General features: G+C 68.3%; 12 protein-coding genes. 5 read left to right on the top strand and 7 right to left on the bottom strand.

From position 1 onward, the window contains the following. The first annotated feature begins 189 nt into the window (after positions 1 to 189). From FHR72_RS05870 to FHR72_RS05850, 5 genes are all read left to right on the top strand, one after another. Complete coding sequence (locus tag FHR72_RS05870; RefSeq protein ID WP_311736071.1) at positions 190 to 1,644, top strand: DUF3375 domain-containing protein; 1,455 nt, start codon at positions 190 to 192, stop codon at positions 1,642 to 1,644. Further along, positions 1,641 to 2,342, top strand: a complete 702-nt coding sequence (locus FHR72_RS05865) for a DUF4194 domain-containing protein (protein ID WP_183466988.1) — start codon at positions 1,641 to 1,643, stop codon at positions 2,340 to 2,342. Before FHR72_RS05870 ends, FHR72_RS05865 begins: the two co-directional genes overlap by 4 nt. Continuing rightward, entirely contained in the window at positions 2,335 to 5,697 is a 3,363-nt protein-coding gene (locus FHR72_RS05860) for an ATP-binding protein (RefSeq protein WP_183466987.1), read from the top strand. The genes FHR72_RS05865 and FHR72_RS05860 overlap by 8 nt, the downstream gene beginning before the upstream one ends. Positions 5,698 to 6,058: 361 nt before the next feature. Next, positions 6,059 to 7,477: a hypothetical protein gene (locus FHR72_RS05855; RefSeq protein ID WP_183466986.1), complete on the top strand. Its 1,419-nt coding sequence runs from the start codon at positions 6,059 to 6,061 to the stop codon at positions 7,475 to 7,477. 333 nt (positions 7,478 to 7,810) lie between these two features. Further along, the gene (locus FHR72_RS05850) at positions 7,811 to 9,403 is read left to right on the top strand and encodes an MFS transporter (protein ID WP_183467247.1); all 1,593 of its coding nucleotides are present in this window, start codon (positions 7,811 to 7,813) and stop codon (positions 9,401 to 9,403) included. Position 9,404: 1 nt separating this feature from the next. Here the strand turns inward: FHR72_RS05850 and FHR72_RS05845 are convergent, their stop codons facing one another. The 7 genes from FHR72_RS05845 to FHR72_RS05810 all read right to left on the bottom strand — a co-directional run bounded on the left by FHR72_RS05845 (position 9,405) and on the right by FHR72_RS05810 (position 17,018). Beyond that, on the bottom strand, positions 9,405 to 10,103 hold the full coding sequence (locus FHR72_RS05845) for an aspartate/glutamate racemase family protein (RefSeq protein ID WP_183466985.1): 699 nt from the start codon (positions 10,101 to 10,103) through the stop codon (positions 9,405 to 9,407). Continuing rightward, complete coding sequence (locus tag FHR72_RS05840; RefSeq protein ID WP_183466984.1) at positions 10,103 to 10,651, bottom strand: YceI family protein; 549 nt, start codon at positions 10,649 to 10,651, stop codon at positions 10,103 to 10,105. Before FHR72_RS05840 ends, FHR72_RS05845 begins: the two co-directional genes overlap by 1 nt. Before the next feature lie 21 nt (positions 10,652 to 10,672). After that, a complete protein-coding gene (locus FHR72_RS05835; RefSeq protein ID WP_183466983.1) occupies positions 10,673 to 11,602 on the bottom strand; it encodes an NAD(P)/FAD-dependent oxidoreductase in 930 nt (309 codons plus the stop codon). 17 nt (positions 11,603 to 11,619) lie between these two features. Then, complete coding sequence (gene nrfD / locus FHR72_RS05830; protein ID WP_183466982.1) at positions 11,620 to 12,591, bottom strand: NrfD/PsrC family molybdoenzyme membrane anchor subunit; 972 nt, start codon at positions 12,589 to 12,591, stop codon at positions 11,620 to 11,622. Beyond that, on the bottom strand, positions 12,591 to 13,496 hold the full coding sequence (locus FHR72_RS05825) for a 4Fe-4S dicluster domain-containing protein (protein WP_183467246.1): 906 nt from the start codon (positions 13,494 to 13,496) through the stop codon (positions 12,591 to 12,593). Before FHR72_RS05825 ends, nrfD begins: the two co-directional genes overlap by 1 nt. A gap of 29 nt (positions 13,497 to 13,525) precedes the next feature. Beyond that, positions 13,526 to 16,792, bottom strand: coding sequence for a formate dehydrogenase (fdh, locus tag FHR72_RS05820; RefSeq protein ID WP_311736070.1), 3,267 nt, complete (start codon positions 16,790 to 16,792; stop codon positions 13,526 to 13,528). A gap of 76 nt (positions 16,793 to 16,868) precedes the next feature. Then, positions 16,869 to 17,018, bottom strand: a complete 150-nt coding sequence (locus tag FHR72_RS05810) for a hypothetical protein (RefSeq protein WP_183466979.1) — start codon at positions 17,016 to 17,018, stop codon at positions 16,869 to 16,871. Positions 17,019 to 17,149 lie beyond the last annotated feature (131 nt).

Genomic DNA, 17,149 nt, shown 5'->3' with positions numbered 1-17,149 from the left:
AACGGGCCCACGCAAAACCCCACGACGCACTGCAATCCCGCTGGTCACATGCGTCACAGGCCCGCGAGGAAAGGCCGCGACACTCGCCTCCCCCACCCCGGAGAAGTCCGCGCGGTGGCCTATGTTGGGGCCTCCGGCGACGCGCAGGCGCCGCCGGAGACGCAGACGGACACGGATCGAAGGGGGCAGGTGGACGACGGAACAGAGCTTTCGGCCGTCGACCTGCTCGAGCTGAATCGCGACCTGCAGGGCTCGCGGGCGATCAGACTGCTCGCCACCACGAACCTCGGCCTGTACGCGACGCTGATGGAGCGGCACCTCGCCGACGGCGTCACTCCTGAGAGCACGCTCGTCGTCCGGCTGGAACGCGATCTCGACGACCTCGGCGACCCGCAGCCGGGGCTTGCGTTGATCAAGTCCTGGGCCAGTCAGGGCTGGCTGCACCGCATCGTCGATGCCCGCAGCGACCAGAACGTCTGTTACCTGACCCAGGACGCCCGGCGTGCCCTCGACTTCCTGCGGGGCATGCGCCGTCAGGACACCATCGCCACCGGCGGCTCCATCAACGGCATCGCCTCGCGCCTCAAGCAGGTCGCGATCCGTGTGGGTAACGACCCGGCCCGCATCCGCAAGAGCATCGAAGCCGAGATCGAGGCGCTGCACCGGGAGCTCGACGAACTCGACAGCGGGCACCGCCCCGAACCCGACGTCACCGACGCCTACGACGAAGCCCGCGCCATCGCCCTGCAGATGGAACGCCTCATCACCGACATCGGCCAGTACGGCACCATGATCGAGCAGGCCACCGCCGCCCTCGACGAGCCGATCGACAGCAATGTCGCCTACCGCGACCGGCAGCGCCAGATGTACGCCGACTACCAGGCCGCCTGGGACTCTCAGGGCCGCGACAGCCACCGCGCCTTCCTGCGGATGATCAACGACCCGGACCAGCGCGCCGAGTTCGAAGCCGACGTGGCCGCGGTCGCCGACGCGCTGCCCGCATTGGATCCGGCGCTGCGCAAGGTCATGGCCGGCTTCTTCGAGCTGGTCGGCCACCAGATCGACGAGGTCGAACGCATCCAGCAGCGCTGCGCCCAGCGGGTCAAGCGGTTCACCGCGTTCGGCACGCTGGAGCAGAGCCGCGGCGTCGCCCGTCAGCTCAACGAGGCCATCGGCGCAGCCCGCAACCTGCTCCGGTCGAGCCTGATCGATTCCCGGCTCGACATCGAACTCCCGCTGGCCCGCCACGCGATCAGCTCCGTCGGCGCACTGAGCTTCAAGATCGGTGATCTGTCGGCACCGAAGCCGGCGGTGGCGGCCGACGGTGACGTCGACCTGGCGAGCTTCGCGGCGCTGACCACGCAGGTCGACGCGCCGGCGATGTCGGACATGATCAACGCCGCGGTCCGGCAGGGTCCGGTGTCGCTGCAGCAGGCCGTCGACCTCCTCGGCCGGTCCGGCCAGGGCGCCTATCTGGGCCACGTCATCGTGCTGTGGTCGTGGGCCCTCAAACAACCCGCGGGCGAGACGGGGCGGTCGACCACCGTCCGATTCCGCTCGCTCGACGGCAGGGACCGCGAAATCGCGGTTCCCGACCTGACTTTCACCGAACCGATCACCACCATCGTCGGAGCCACCCAGTGACCACCGAACACGACGCCGACTTCGCCGCGTTCTCCGCGCTGCCCGAAGTCGACCAGAACGCCCGCCCGCCGCACCAGCGCAGGCCCCGTTTCGACGGCGACGTCTCCGAGCTGCCCGACCGCGCCTGCTGGGCGCTGCAGCACCTGCTGACCCGCCGCTACATCAGCGCCGAGGCGGACAGCGACATCTACGCGTGGGTGCTGGAGTACCGCACTGCGCTGTCGGTCCGGCTTTCCGAACTCGACCTACTGCTGCGCGTGGTCGACGGCGGCTTCGACGGCGACGGAGTGGCGTTCATCGAGCAGGCCCGCTATGAGTCCGCCAAGGGCGTCAAGCTCCTGCGTCGTGAACCGCTCGGCACCTACGACTCGATCCTGGCCCTGCACCTGGCGCAGATGATGCGCGCCGCGGGCGGGCAGAGTGTGCTCATCTCCCGCGAGGAGATGCACGGTCTGTTCTCCGGGGTGCTCAACGACGTCGACCGCGACGCCGTGACGTTCGCAGGACGGATCGACGCCGCCATCGCGCGCCTGACGGGTCTCGAGATCCTGCGCAGGAGCCGCGACGACGAGGACAGCTACACGATCAGCCCGGTGATCACCGCCGTGATGACGGCCAGCGTGATCACCGAGTTGCAGCAGCAGTTCGAGTTGCTGCTCAACGGTGCGACACCGGAGGTAGAGGTTCACCTTGACTGAGCAATTCCACCTGTCCCGGCTGCAGGTCATCAACTGGGGCGTCTTCGACGGCTATCACGACATCCCGTTCAGCGAGGGCGGAGCCCTGATCGCCGGCGCCTCCGGCAGCGGCAAATCGTCTCTGCTGGACGCGATCTCGCTGGGTTTCTTGCCGTTCAACCGGCGCAACTTCAACGCCTCCGGCGACAACACCGCCGCGGGTTCGAGCGCCGGCAGGCGCACCGTCGACAAGTACGTGCGCGGTGCGTGGGGGCAGCGCAGCGACGGCGGCACCAGCCGGGTCATGTATCTGCGCGGCGACGGCACCGCGTGGTCGGCGGTGGCGGTCACGTATTCCAGCGATTCCGGGCGCACCGTGACGGGTCTCGTGCTCAAGTGGCTGACCGGGGAATCCCGCAACGACTCGTCGAGCCGCTTCGTGCTCGGGGACGGGGATCTGGACATCGAGGACGTCTGCAACCGTTGGGCGGCGGGACGATTCGACACGGGCGTGTTCAAGGATCACGGCTGGCGGTTCACGACGAAGGTCGAATCGCAGTATCTGGCGCAGCTGTACGCCACCATCGGGATCCGGGCCTCCGACGCGGCACAGCAGTTGCTGGGCAAGGCGAAGTCGCTCAAGAGCGTGGGCGGGCTGGAGCAGTTCGTGCGCGAGTTCATGCTCGACGAGCCCGAGAGCGTGGGACGGTTACCCGAGGCCCTCAAGCAGATCGACCCGCTGGTCGAGGCGCGCGAGCTGCTCGCCATCGCGCAGAAGAAGCGCAAGATCCTCGGCGACATCGAGAAGATCCAGCAGCGCTACGCCTCGGAGTCGACCGATCTGGGGATCATCGACCTGGTGGACCTGCCGATGGTGCGGGCCTACACCGACCATGTGCGGCTCGCGCAGTGTCCGGCGCAGATCGACCAGCTCGACACCACGATCGACCAGCTCGACAACGAGTACGAGGACGTCACCCGGTCGCTGAATCTGGCCAAGGCGGAGGCGGATTCGCTCAACGCCCAGATCAGCGGCTCCAGCGCCAGCATCGGCCCGCTGCAGTCGCAGGTGACGGCCGCCGAGACGGAGTCCGAGCAGATCTCCCGGCGCAGGCAGGCCTACGAGGACCTGCTGACCGCGCAGGACATCACGATCCCGGACACCGCCGACGAGTTCTGGAATCTGCGTGAGAAGCTCCTCGGCGAGGCGACCGAACTCCTCGCCAAAGTGGAACGCCACCGGGAGGCCTCCACCGACGCCGAGTACGCGCAGAAGGCCGCGCGCCTAGCCCGTGACGAGGCCGCCAAGGAACTCAAACGCGTCGAGCATGTCGGGTCGGCACTGCCGGAGTTCGCGCTGACGATGCGCGATCAGATCTGCGCCGCTGTGGGCGTCGATGCCGCGGACCTGCCCTACATCGCCGAGCTGATGGACCTGCGGGCCGACCAGACACGGTGGCGCACCGCGGTGGAGAAGGTGCTCCGCGGCGTGGGGCTCCGGCTGATGGTGCCCGATCAGCACTGGACGAAGGTGCTCGCGTTCGTCAACGACACGAACATGCGGGGACGGCTGCAACTCCATCATGTGCGGGCCAGGCTGCTGGGTGCCGAACCGGTGGACCCGGAACCGAACACGTTGGCGGGCAGGCTATTCGCCGTCGACTCGCGCCATCCGTGTGCCGCCGAGGCCGTCGACGTGATCACCGCCGCCGGCGACCACGTCTGCGTCGACACTCCCGACGTGTTCGCACGGTTCCGTCGCGCGGTCACCGACACCGGCCTCTACAAGGACTCCGACCGGCTGGCGATCAAGGACGATCGCCGCCCGCTCAAACAGTCCGAATATCTGTATCAGGGCGACGTTTCGGCGAAGATCAACGCGTTGACCGTGGATCTGGCGGCAGCCGAGGAGACCTATCAGAAGGCGCGTCGCGTCGCCGACGACATCGCCGCCCAGCGTCAGCAGTGGCGCGACCGGGCCGCGGCGTGCAAGGCGATCTGCGAGCAGTTCCCGCAGTGGAGTCAGATCGACATCGAGACCGCCGACGGGCACGCCGACCGGCTGCGGGAGCAGTACGAGCTGCTGCTGGCCGACCATCCCGACATCGAGGCCCTGAACGCCCGCGCCGACGAATGCTGGTCGCAGATACAGAAACTGATGACCCGCAGGGGTTCCATCCAGACCCGCCGCGATGACCTCGACGAGCGCCGGACGCGGTTGTTGGAGCTGTCCGAGCGTCTGCAACCGGGGTTCGTGTCGGAGCCGCTGACCGAGTTGCTCGACCGCTACGCCGGACAGGTCCCGGTGAGCCTGGAGCTGCTGGCCCCCGAGCCGCACCGCGACGCTTTGTTCTCGGCGATCAAGAAGGAACGCGAGCAGCTGCGCGAGAGCCGGCGCCGGTCCTACGACGAACTGGCCCGCATCCTCAACACGTTCGACACCACGTTCCCCGACGCGATCCCCAACGACAGCGACAATTTCGATGAGCGAGTGCACGATTACGTCGCGCTGTGCCGCCACATCGACGAGCGCGAGCTGCCCGAGGCCTACGAGCGGATGATGCGACTGGTCACCGAGCAGGCACCGGACGCGATCCTGACGCTGCACCGGGTCGCCGAGCAGGAGGCCCGGCGCATCAGCGATCAGATCGACCGTGTGAACACGGGTTTGGGCGCGGTGGAGTTCAATCGCGGCACCCGGCTCACGCTGCGGGCCACACCGCGCGCCCTGAGCGCGGTGTCAGAGCTGACCGAGATCGTGCGGGCCATCTCGCGGCGCATTGCCGAGGTGGGCCTGGGCGACAAGCAGGCGATCCTGGACCAGTACGCCGACATCCTGCGGCTGCGTAACCGGTTGGCGTCGACGGCGCCGGAGGACAAGGCGTGGACGCGGGACGCGCTGGATGTGCGCAACAGGTTCACGTTCGACTGCGCGGAATGGGATGTCAGCAGCGAGGAGCTGATCCGCACGCACAGCAACGCCGGCGACAACTCCGGCGGCGAGCAGGAGAAGCTGATGGCGTTCTGCCTGGCCGGGGCATTGAGCTTCAACCTGGCCAGCCCCGAAAGCGCAGACAACAGACCGGTTTTCGCCCAGCTGATGCTCGACGAGGCGTTCAGCAAGTCCGATCCGCAGTTCGCCCAGCAGGCACTGCAGGCCTTCCGCAAGTTCGGTTTTCAACTGGTCATCGTCGCGACCGTGCAGAACGCGACGACGATCCAGCCCTACATCGACAGTGTGGTCATGGTCAGCAAGACCGAGGCGACGGGCCGCAATGCGCGACCGGTGGCCACGGTCGCAACCCGCACGATCTCCGAGTTCGGCGAGCTTCGCCGCGAGATGCGCGCCGGGGCGAAAGTGCCCGTCGGCGTGTAACCACCGCGTGGGGCGCCCTCAGCGCGGGACAGACGGCGAATGCGTCCGGCGTCACGATGCTGCGCGCCTGCATCACGGCCTGCTTCTTTCGACGTGCCGTACCCCGTCGGCGGCATCGGCGTACAGCTACCGCAGGGCATCACCAACACACGCCGAGGCGCCGGTAGCTCTCACGCACCCTGTTCTGACTCCGTCTCAAATACCTGACCGCGCCGGGCTCCGCAGTGGGACGCCGGGGGCTTCGGTCGTCCGCAAAGCGCTTACGTAGGTATCTGAGGATTCTATTGCGAGATAAGGTGAGCCTCAGCTAATGTACGGACGGCTTTAGGCCAGCCTTACCTCATCTAAATCGGGAGACATCGTGCAATCAGCCGTCCACGTCGAGCAGAAGCGCCGTTTCTGGTCGCCGTCCACCGCGCCCTCCGGGGGCGAGGGCAAACTCATGGTCGCCAGCATCGCGCTGGCGGGAGCAACCGTGCTCAGCGTTCCCGTCGCGGTGGACCCCGCCGTCCCGGCGTTGCACGCGGTAGCCGAGCATGCGGTGGAGCTCAGCGCGTTCCAGAACCCGTTCACCGCCTGGCAGAACGTCATCTCGACGGGGGCCACCAACCTTCGCGACCGCACCGAGGACATCTTCACCCGCGGCATCCCGGCGCTGATCGCCAGCGGCCCGGGCCTTCAGGCTGATATCAACGACGTCGTCCGCAATCTGCTGACCGATCCCGCCGCCGGTCGGGCCCTCATGGAGGCGATCCCCGGTTTCGCGGAGGTCGTCAGGTCCGCGATCGCCAACACCCCGGCGGCCATCAAGGGCCAGCTCGATCTGTTCCCCGTGGCGTGGGAAGAGGCGACGGCCAAGCTGGAGGCGGGCGACATCTTCGGGTTCGTCCACCGTCTCGACGTGTACGCGGTGTATGCGCTCCGCGCTTTCACACCGATCCGGACCATCTTCACGATCCCCGGCAATGTGGCGGCAGCCCTCGGCTCCCCCGACCTCAAGCGGGTCCTGGACGGCATCCTGACGGGCCGCGTCGTCAGCGGCTACGCCGAGTCGGCGCTGGCCCCGGCGGTCGGCGCTCTGTTCGCGGCGACCGAGGTCTTCGAGAGCGTCGTCGACGCGGTCAAGGCCGGCGACTTCGAGACGCTGGTCAGTGAGCTGATCAATGCCCCCGCGAAGGTGACGGGTGCGTTCTTCAACGGCATCCAGCTGAAGTACTTCCCGGACGAGCCCCAGTACTTCATGCCGGGTCTGCTCTCCGCGGGCGGTCCGATCGACCGCTTCCTGGTCGGCATCCCCGAGGCACTGAAGGCTCTGGTCAACCCGGCCCCGGCCAATCCGACAGCTGGTGCCCTCTCCAAGGTCTCGTCATCCGATATCGCCGCATCGGGCCAGTTGGTCACCCTTTCGCTCGACAGCGGGGACGCCCAGACCTCAACCGGTGATGACAAGGCGTCCCTCGGCGCCGAACCGGCCGAAGGTACGCCGGCCGTCATCCCCGCCGCCGATTCCGAGGACGACGCGGCCGTCATCCCCGCCGTCGAAGGCTCCGAGGACGACGCGACCGTCATCCCCGCCGTCGAAGGCTCCGAGGACGACACGGTCGTCGATGAACCCGCCGACACCGTGACGGACGACGATTCCACCGAGGCGACCGACGAAAGCTCGACCGACGAAGGCTCCGACGACAGTGCGGCTGACGACGGCTCCGCCGACACCGCAGCCGACGCGGACAACGACGGCAGCGACAAGTCCGGCGATACCGGCGGTGGTGACGAGTAGTTCCGCGCAACCACGCCTCACTCAGTAGCGACGGCCCCCTCGGACACGAGGGGGCCGTCGTATTTACTCGTTCACCCACGGGTCCTCGCTGGAACGAACTGCCCGCGGCCGCCAGCAGGGAATCCAAGCCCGTCGACGAGCACATTTGGGCGTTGACCCGCGACGGTCCGGTCGGACGTACCCCGGGCCTCAGAGTGGATCCGTCCGCCCCGACCGAGGCGCTGCGCTACCGCCGCTGACCTGCACCCGCATGAAATGGCCCACCCCCGGGTAGCCCGTCGCGGACCTACAGTGGCAGAGCACAACGACGGGGCACGCGAAACGGGGGTGGCGATGACGTCGACGCAGTCGATCTCGACGTGGGCGCCGCTGCGATCGCCGGTCTACCGGGCGCTGTGGATCGCGCAGTTCGTCTCGAATCTCGGGACGTGGATGCAGACGGTCGGCGCGCAGTGGATGCTGGTCGGCGATTCCCGGGCCGCGCTGCTGGTGCCCCTGGTCCAGACGGCGACGACGCTGCCGGTGATGTTGCTCGCGTTGCCCTCGGGCGTCCTCGCCGATCTGATCGACAGGCGCAGGCTGCTCATCGCCACCCAGGGCGCGATGGCCGCCGGCGTCGGCCTGCTGGCATCGCTCACCGGAGCCGGCCTGACCACACCGGCGGTGCTGCTGACCCTGTTGTTCGTGATCGGCTGCGGACAGGCGCTCGTCGCACCGGCGTGGCAGGCCATCCAGCCAGATCTCGTACCCTCGCAACAGATTCCGGCCGCTGCCGCACTGGGCAGCATGAGCATCAACCTGGCCCGCGCGATCGGGCCCGCGATCGCCGGGGCGTTGGTGTCCCTGACGGGGCCCACCCTCGTCTTCGCGCTCAACGCGGTGTCGTTCGTCGGCATCGTGGCCGTCCTGGTCTGGTGGCGACGGCCGGCCGTCGACCGCAACTACCCGCCCGAACGCGCGCTGGCGGCACTGAGCGCGGGCGGCCGCTTCATCCGAAGTTCCCCGATCGTGCGGCGAATCCTGTTGCGCGCGGCGTTGTTCATCGCGCCCGGAAGTGCGCTGTGGGGGCTGCTGCCCGTCATCGCCGCCGACCAACTGGGGCTGTCGTCGTCGGGCTACGGGCTACTGCTGGGAGCGCTGGGTGTCGGAGCGGTCCTGGGCGCGCTGCTGCTCTCCCGCCTGCGGTCGCGGTTCGGGCAGAACACCCTGCTGACCGTGTCCGCGGCGGGCTTCGCCATGGCGACGGCGGTCCTGGCCCTGGTGCACAACTTTGCCGTCGTGCTGGCGGCGCTGGTGATCGGCGGCACGTCGTGGTTGTTGTCGCTGTCGACGCTCAACGCCTCGATGCAGCTGAGCCTGCCCGCGTGGGTGCGGGCTCGCGGGCTGTCGGTGTACCAGTTGGTGTTCATGGGCGGTCAGGCGCTGGGATCGCTGGTGTGGGGGTTGCTCGCCGGCGCGACGAGCAGCGTCACCAGCCTGCTGGTCAGCATGACGCTGCTGCTGGTCTGCGGCCTGTCCGCGCTGTGGTGGCCGCTGCACGCCAACACCGGCAACCTCGACCTGACACCGTCGACGCACTGGCCGGAGCCCATGCTCGTCTTCGAACCCGAGCCGCTCGACGGGCCCGTCCTCGTGCTGACCTCCTACCACGTCACGCCGGAAAACGAGGAGGGCTTCCTGGCCGCGATGGCCGTGCTGGGGCGGTCGCGGCAGCGGACCGGCGCGTCGCAGTGGCGGTTGTTCCGCAGCGTGGAGCACGAGCAGACGTTCGTCGAGACGTTCGTCGTGCGGTCCTGGGGCGAGCACCTGCACCAGCACTACACACGCCTGACGGGCCAGGATCTGCTGATCGAGCAGGCGGTCGAACGGCACATCGACGGCGAAGCGGTGTCGCAGCACTACCTCGCGGTGCACGACCCGCGGTGACTCAGCCCGCTCGTGGCACCTCCGCGAGCGCGACATCGACTGCCGCCGTGACGTGCAGCTGCGTCGTCGGGAACACCGGGACGCCGACGTCGCCGGGACGGATCAGCAGCTCGACCTCGGTGCAGCCCAGGATGACGCCGGGGGCACCCATGCGTTCGACGACACCGACATAGAAGTCGCGCGACTCATCGCGAATATCGTTGTGGCACAACTCTTCGTAGATGATCCTGCTGACCTCGGCCCGATCGTCGGCCGCCGGTGTGACGACCTCCACGCCGTGGGAGGCGAACCGCTCGACGTAGAACGCCTCCTGCATCGTGAACGCGGTGGCCAGCAGACCCACCCGCGTGAGACCCGAGGCGGCGACGGCCCGCGCGGTGGTGTCGGCGATGTGCAAGAACGGCACCGACACCGCGCCTTCGATGGCCGCCGCCACGTAGTGCATCGTGTTCGTGCACAACACGATCGCATCTGCCCCGGCAGACTCCAGGCGGGCGGCGGCGTCCGACAGTCGCGCGGCCACGCCGTCCCAGTCCCCCGCGAGCTTGCGCTCCTCGATCTCGGCGAAGTCGACGGAGGCCAGCAGGATCTTCGCAGAATGCAGTCCACCGCAACGGCGCGCCACCTCCTCGTTGAGGAGGCGGTAGTACTCGGCGGTGCTGACCCAGCTCATCCCGCCGATCAATCCCAGTGTCCGCATCACAGATCCTTCGCACGCTGCGCGGTGAACGACACGTGGACCTCGTCGGCCACCCTCATCGCACCCAGCATCATCGAATAGGGCTTCACGCCGAAGTCTGACTGACGGACCGGCGCGTCGCAGGACATCCGCCAGAGCTCCCCGAGATCCTGCACCCGAAGATCCACCACGCGCTCGCGCACCGTGCCGTGAATCTCCAGGGTGCCACCGAGTCGGTAGCCGCCCTCGACATGATCGACGTCGTCGGTGCGAAAGACGATGCGCGGGAACCGCTTCGCATTCAGGCTCTTGAGTGCGTTGGAGCGGGCCAGCACCTTCTCCGGTCCGGACAACCCCGTCACGCCGCCATCACCCCGCAGCACCTCCAGGGCGCCGGTGTCGGCGATCAGCTCCACAGCCACGGGCTGTCCGGAGCGCCACCGCACGGCGGCCCGCCACGGAACAGACAGCGTCAACCGGTGGCCCATCTTCGCCGCCGGGCCTTCGACACCGGTCTCGACGAGAAGCTCTCCGTCGGAGGAGTCCATGTCCCATTCGGTGTCGGCCATCGGCCGAGGGTATCGACCCCGCTACACCGGCGGGTACGGCAGGCCGAACTCGTCGGAGAGCAGACTCTGCACGATGATCATCGCCGCCTGCGATCCCGACGCGATCGCACCGGCGATGTGCGGCTGCTCGGTACAGACGTCGCCGGCGGCGAACACGCCGCCCTCGCTGGTGCGGTGGATGTCGTCGATGGTGAGGGGTTCGGTTCCCAGCGGCCCGGGGGTGCACGTGGCGCCGAGTTGCTCGGCCAGCGGGGTGCGCTGCCGCACCGGGGCCTCGACGAGCAACGCGTCGCGCTCCAAGGTGGTTCCGTCGGCGAAGGCGATGTGCGTCAGCGTCCCGTCCGCGCCGGCCAATTCGGTGATCCGCCGGTCGTCGACCCGCACACCGGCGCCCTCCAGCACGCGCAGTTCGTCGGGGCTGAGATCCTTGCGGCCGTCGGTCAGCAACACCACGTCGTCGGTCCACCCGCGCAGCATCAGCGCGCCGTGCATGCCCGCCTCGCCGGACGCCAGTGCCGCGAGTCTCTGGTCGCGCACCTCCCACCCGTGGCAGAAGGGGCACTGGAACACCGACGTGCCCCAGAGCTCGGCGAGCCCGGGCAGCTGCGGTGGGCAGTAGGACATTCCGGTCGCCAGCAGCACCCGTTTGGCCCGGATCGGCTTTCCGTCGGCGACGTCGAGCTCAAATCCGCGATCCACGGTGCGACCGCTCAGGACCTCACCTCGCCGGTATTCGACAGTAGGATAGGCCTGTAGCTCCTCGCGCCCGGTCGCATAGAGGTCGTCGGGCGGGCGCCGGTCGAAGCCCAGCAGCCCGCCGATCACGGGTGAGGCCCGGTTGCTGGGATCGCCGGAGTCGATGACGATCGTCGTGCGCCGGGCCCTGCCCAGCACCAACGCGGCACTCAGACCTGCCGCACCGGCGCCGACGACTGCACATTCCCATTCCACGCCGCAGTGATTCCCGCTCAGTTCACCTCTGAACGTCCAGAAAACGTCATTTCTCGCCGGGCGTCGGCACGCTGTCGCTGCGGCACCACGACGTACTTCGGGTCCTTGGTCGACGCGACACCCGCCTCGAAGACCCCGAAGCGCTGCAGCGCACTGCCCGCGAGCAGTGCCGCGCCCGACGCAGCGACGGCGCACCGGCGTCGCCCGGACACCACCGCGCCGACCGCCCCGCCCACCGTGAGGATCTCCGACCACAGGCGCAGGGTGTGCGGCCGTCCCGTGGTGTAGGCCTCACCGACGATGCCGAGCCTGCGCTCCATCGTGCGCGAGGCCGCCACCTCCAACGCCGCCCCGGCGACAGCCATCCGGCGTGCAGGCCCGCTCTCGGACACGGGGGCGAGCAGCATGCCGAACCCGCCCCCGCTGGCCGCCGCCGATCCGGTGAACACGAACGGCAGATAGGGGTGCGCCTCGTGCCAGGCCGGAACCGCTGTCTGCGACAACAGAACTGCGGTGTAGGACGCCACCCCCGGGGCGACGGCCGCCGCCTCCAGCCCGGCGGGGCGGGCCGCCCAGCCGAGGAGGCGGCCGAGTCGCGTCCCCCGCAGCCGCCGCGGCATCAGCTCGGCCATCGCAGCCAGACCGGCCCCCGGTCCGTACGCCCCGAGCATCCAGGTGCCCATGCTCATCGGTGAGCTCGGTTTGGCGACGCGCAACATGTGGTGGAAGCGCTCGGGCCGGCCGAGATCGCCGATGAGGAAGTACATGCTCGCCAGCAGGCTGACCAACGCGCCGAGCCGGGACACCGTGCGCAGCTGGGTGCGGCCGGTGAGGTCCGCGCCGGCGGCCAGCAGCGCCGATCCGGCCGACAGTCCGCCACTGAACAGGTACGCGGCGATCATCCAGTTCCACACCGGGGTCTTGAGGATCTGTCTGCCGTAGTAGGACCGGAACTCGGCCCGGGGGACGGCCAGATGTTCGCGGGGCATCAGGACCGTCGTCCGACGAAGGCCGACACCGCGACACCCACCAGGGCGGAAGCCGCCATCCCCGCGTAGCGCCACATCGCCCCGGCGTCGCGCGTCGGCACGATCGGATCCGGCGGCAGCCCATAGACTTCCGGCTCGTCGAGCAGCAGGAAGAACGCACCGTCGCCGCCGACGCCGTCCTCCGGGTCGTGGCCGTACAGCCTGGCCTCGGTGAAGCCGCGCTCGTGCAGCTGGTCCACGCGCAGGGCCGCCCGTTCACGCAGCTCGTCGAGGACGCCGAACTGGATGGAGTCCGTCGGACACGCCTTGGCGCAGGCGGGTTCGAGCCCGTCGTGCAACCGGTCGTAGCACAGCGTGCACTTCCACGCCCGGCCGTCGCCTTCGCGACGCTCGATCACCCCGTACGGACAGCCCGACACGCAGTAGCCGCACCCGTTGCAGATGTCCTGCTGCACAACCACGGTCGAGAACTCGGTGCGGAACAGCGCACCCGTCGGGCACACGTCCAGGCATCCGGCATGGGTGCAGTGCTTGCACACATCGGAGGCCATCAGCCACCGGAAATCCTGGCGCGTCTCGGCGCCGGACGCATCACCGGGCCGCTCGAAGCCGGGCATGCCCAGTTCCACGGTCTCGGTCTGCGCCGGCTGCTCGATGAACGCGACGTGACGCCACGAGTTGGCGCCCAGGTTGCCGGTGTTGTCGAACGACATGCCCAGCAGGTTGAATCCGTCCCCCTCACCGGAGACGGGCACCTCGTTCCATTCCTTGCACGCGACCTCGCACGCCTTGCAGCCGATGCACACCGACGTGTCGGTGAAGAATCCCACCCGCGGCGGGGCCTCGTCGTATCCCGCGTCGCCCGCGACGTCGTGCAGTGGGCCGTAGAAGCTGGCCGAATTGATGCGTGACCCGGGGCGTTTCCCGTTGGCACTCATGACTTCTCCTCGGTGTGGTCCCGCGACGGCTTGGTGGTGTCGAGATCGGTACCGGTGGCCGGCGTGATCTGCGCACGTTCCCGGTAGGCCCTGATGTACTCCAGCAGCTGCGGTCCGCGCGGCCGTCGCCCCGGCTGGATGTCACACGTCGCGACCTTGCTCTCCTGGATGAACACGTTCGGGTCGGCGACGACACCGAGCAGATCGTTGACCACGTCGCCGTCGATCAGGCCGACGTTGCCCCAGTGATAGGGCATCCAGATCTGGTGCACGGCACGGTCTTCGATACGCAGCGGCCGCATCCGGTCGGTGACGAACACCCTCGCGTCCACCGCGGCCCGGCTCGTCACGACGTGCGCCCACTCCATGTGCGTCAGCCCGCGGATCTTCGCCAGCTCCGGGGACACCTCGACGAACAGTCCCGGCTGCAGTTCAGCCAGATACGGCAGCTGTCTGCTCATCCCGCCCGCGGTGTGGTGCTCGGTGAGGCGCGCCGCGGTGAAGATGAACGGGAACACCTCCCCGTGGGCGTCCGGCCAGGACGGGTTCGACGGATTGTCCGCTCGCCCATACACTTTGCGCGCCGGATTGCCCTGCTGGGGGTAGAGCGGGTTACGAACCGGCGACTCGTGCGGTTCGTAGTGGGTGGGCAGCGGCCCGTCGAGCACCCCGTTGGGCGCGAACAGCCACGCCTTGCCGTCGGCCTGCATCACGAACGGATCGTCGCCACGCAACGCCTCGACGCCGACCGCCTCGGGCGCAGGCCGGTAGTCCGGTGGCTTGGTCTTCTCGAAATCCGGTATGTCGTAACCGGTCCACTCGCCCTTCTTCTCGTCCCACCAGACGAGCTTCTTGCGCTCGCTCCACGGCCGGCCCTGCGGGTCGGCAGACGCCCGGTTGTACAAGACGCGGCGATTGAGCGGCCACGTCCAGCCCCACTCGTTGTCGTAGGGCCCCTGTTCGGTGTGAGGTTTGCGGCGGGCGGCCTGGTTCACCTCGTCGGCGTAGACACCGGAGTAGATCCAGCAGCCGCACGCCGTCGACCCGTCGGCCTTCAGGTCGGGGTAGCCGTTCACCGCGCGCCCCGTGGTCAGATCCACACCGTTGATGCGGCGCAGCACATCCGCACCGGAAGGTTCGTCGCCCACCATCGCGTAGTCCCAGAACAGGTCGAGCAGCGGACGGTCGCGCTCATCCGTGGATTGCGAGAGCCGTTCGCGCAGCATCCGTCCCAGGTGATAGAAGAACCACAGCTCCGAGCGGGCGTCGCCCGGCGGTTCAACGGCCTGTTCGCGCCACTGCAGCATCCGCTGGGTCTGGGTGAACGTGCCGGCCTTCTCGACGTGGGAGGCCGCCGGGAACAGGAACACCTCGGTGCGGCACGTCTCCGGGGAGATCTCCCCGGTCTCGATTTCGGGGGCGTTCTTCCAGAACGTCGCGCTCTCGATCTCCACGAGATCGCGCACCACCAGCCAGTCCAGATTCGCCATTCCGAGCCGCTGCAGCCGGCCGTGCGCCGAACCGACGGCCGGATTCTGCCCGAGCAGGAAGTATCCGGACACCTTCCCGTCGACCATGTCCATCACCGTGCGGTAGGTCCCGTGGTCTCCGTTGATGCGGGGCAGGTAGTCGAAGCAGAAGTCGTTGTCGGCGGTCGCATGCTCGCCCCAGTACTCCTTGAGCAGTGACACCATGTACGCATCGGCGTTGCGCCAGAAGCCTTTCTGATTTCTGCTCTTGATGTCGTCGAGATAGTCGGCCAGCGTCTCGTGGCCCGCCTTGGGCATCGCGAGGTAGCCGGGCAGCAGATTGAACAGCGTCGGCACGTCGGTGGAACCCTGGATGCTGGCGTGCCCGCGCAGCGCGAACACTCCCCCGCCGGGCCTGCCGATGTTGCCGAGCAGCAGCTGGATGATCGCCCCGGCGCGGATGAACTGCGCACCCAGCGTGTGCTGGGTCCAGCCCACGGAGTACACCAGCGCGGCGGTCTTGTCGCGGCCGGAGTTCTGCGCCCACTTGCGGGCCACGGCAAGGAATTCCGCGGCGGGCACGCCGCAGACCCGCTCCACCATCTCCGGGGTGTACCGGGCGTAGTGACGCTTGAGGATCTGGTAGACGCAGCGCGGATGTTGCAGCGTCGGATCGTTGGGGATGTCGCCGGCTCCGCCCTCGATCGGCGGTCCGCCCGACCCGGACTCGTAGGCGGCGCTGCCCTCCTTGGCCTCGGCGCCACCGGCCTCGGGATCGGTCGTCTCGTACTGCCACGTCGACGGGTCGTAGGACGCGGTCGCGTCGTCGTACCCGGAGAACAGGCCGTCGAGATCCTCGGCGTCGACGAAGCGTTCGTCGACGAGGAACGACGCGTTCGTGTACGCGGTGACGTACTCCCGGAAGTCGAGCTCGTTGCTCAGGATGTAGTTGATGACGCCGCCGAGGAACGCGATGTCACTGCCGGCCCGCAGCGGCACGTGCCGGTCGGCCAGCGCGCTGGTGCGGGTGAAGCGCGGATCGATGTGCACGACCCCGGTCCCGCGCGACTTCGCCTCCATCACCCACTGGAATCCGACCGGATGGGCCTCGGCCATGTTCGACCCCATGATGACGATGAAGTCGGAATTGACGAGATCCTGCTGGTAGTCCGTCGCCCCGCCGCGACCGAAGGAGGCTCCCAGACCGGGAACCGTGGCGCTGTGTCAAATACGCGCCTGGTTCTCGATCTGTAAGGCGCCCAGGGCGGTGAAGAGTTTCTTGATCAGATAGTTCTCTTCGTTGTCCAGCGTGGCGCCCCCGAGGCTGGCGATGCCCATCGTGCGGCGCAGGGTGTTGCGGTCCTTGTCGAACTGCTGCCAGCCCTTCTCCCGGGCGTCGAGCACACGGTCGGCGACCATCTGCATCGCCGTCTCGAGGTCGAGGTCCTGCCACTCGGTGGCATACGGGGCTCGGTACCGGACCTTGGTGAGGCGCTGCGGACCGGTCACGAGTTGCTTGCTGGCCGACCCTTTCGGGCACAGCCGCCCCCGCGAGATGGGACTGTCGGGGTTGCCTTCGATCTGGACGACCTTCTCGTCCTTGACGTACACCTTCTGCGCACAACCGACCGCGCAGAACGGGCACACCGAGTGCGCGACGTGGTCGGCCTCGGCCGTGCGGGGCGTCAGATTCAGGCTGCGCCGCGACCGCGCCGCAGCCCCGCGACCGAGTGTGTCCTCACCGGTGAGCTGCCGATAGACCGGCCAAGACTGAAACAGACCTCTGATGTCCACCGATCGCCCCTTCCGCCGTGCTCGACGTTACGACGTGTCGGCGCCGAATACCCGGCAAGCCGACATCGAACCGGGTCTAGGTGTTGAAATCCGGCAGCCCCTCGACCGGCGCGCTCTGTTCGTTCACCGCGTCGCCGTCGGCGTTGTCGTCGCGGGCCTGCTGCTGCACCTCGGCGGCATGGCGGAGATTGTCGCCGGTGTTCTCCGCATGATCGGGCTGGGTCACGTGATCCTCCTGGGGTTGCTCCGGGCATACCCACTCGACGTCCCCATTACGTCACCTTTTCCACCGTCGGTACGGGGTAACCCATTGGCGACGCCCGGCGTGGTCGGCCGCATGAACGGTTCAGGAGAAGC

Source organism: Mycolicibacterium iranicum, from assembly GCF_014190915.1.
Lineage (GTDB): Bacteria > Actinomycetota > Actinomycetes > Mycobacteriales > Mycobacteriaceae > Mycobacterium > Mycobacterium iranicum_B.
Note: the sequence above shows the minus strand (reverse complement) of the source record. Positions and strands in the feature narration are given on the sequence as shown.

What these genes read in the sequence shown, in the direction of transcription:
- nrfD (WP_183466982.1), bottom strand. Translation starts at nt 12,591, where the DNA reads ATGCCCCGCGAACATCTGGCCGTCCCCCGGGCCGAGTTCCGGTCCTAC.
- FHR72_RS05845 (WP_183466985.1), bottom strand. Translation starts at nt 10,103, where the DNA reads ATGCGGACACTGGGATTGATCGGCGGGATGAGCTGGGTCAGCACCGCC.
- FHR72_RS05850 (WP_183467247.1), top strand. Translation starts at nt 7,811, where the DNA reads ATGACGTCGACGCAGTCGATCTCGACGTGGGCGCCGCTGCGATCGCCG.
- FHR72_RS05840 (WP_183466984.1), bottom strand. Translation starts at nt 10,651, where the DNA reads ATGGCCGACACCGAATGGGACATGGACTCCTCCGACGGAGAGCTTCTC.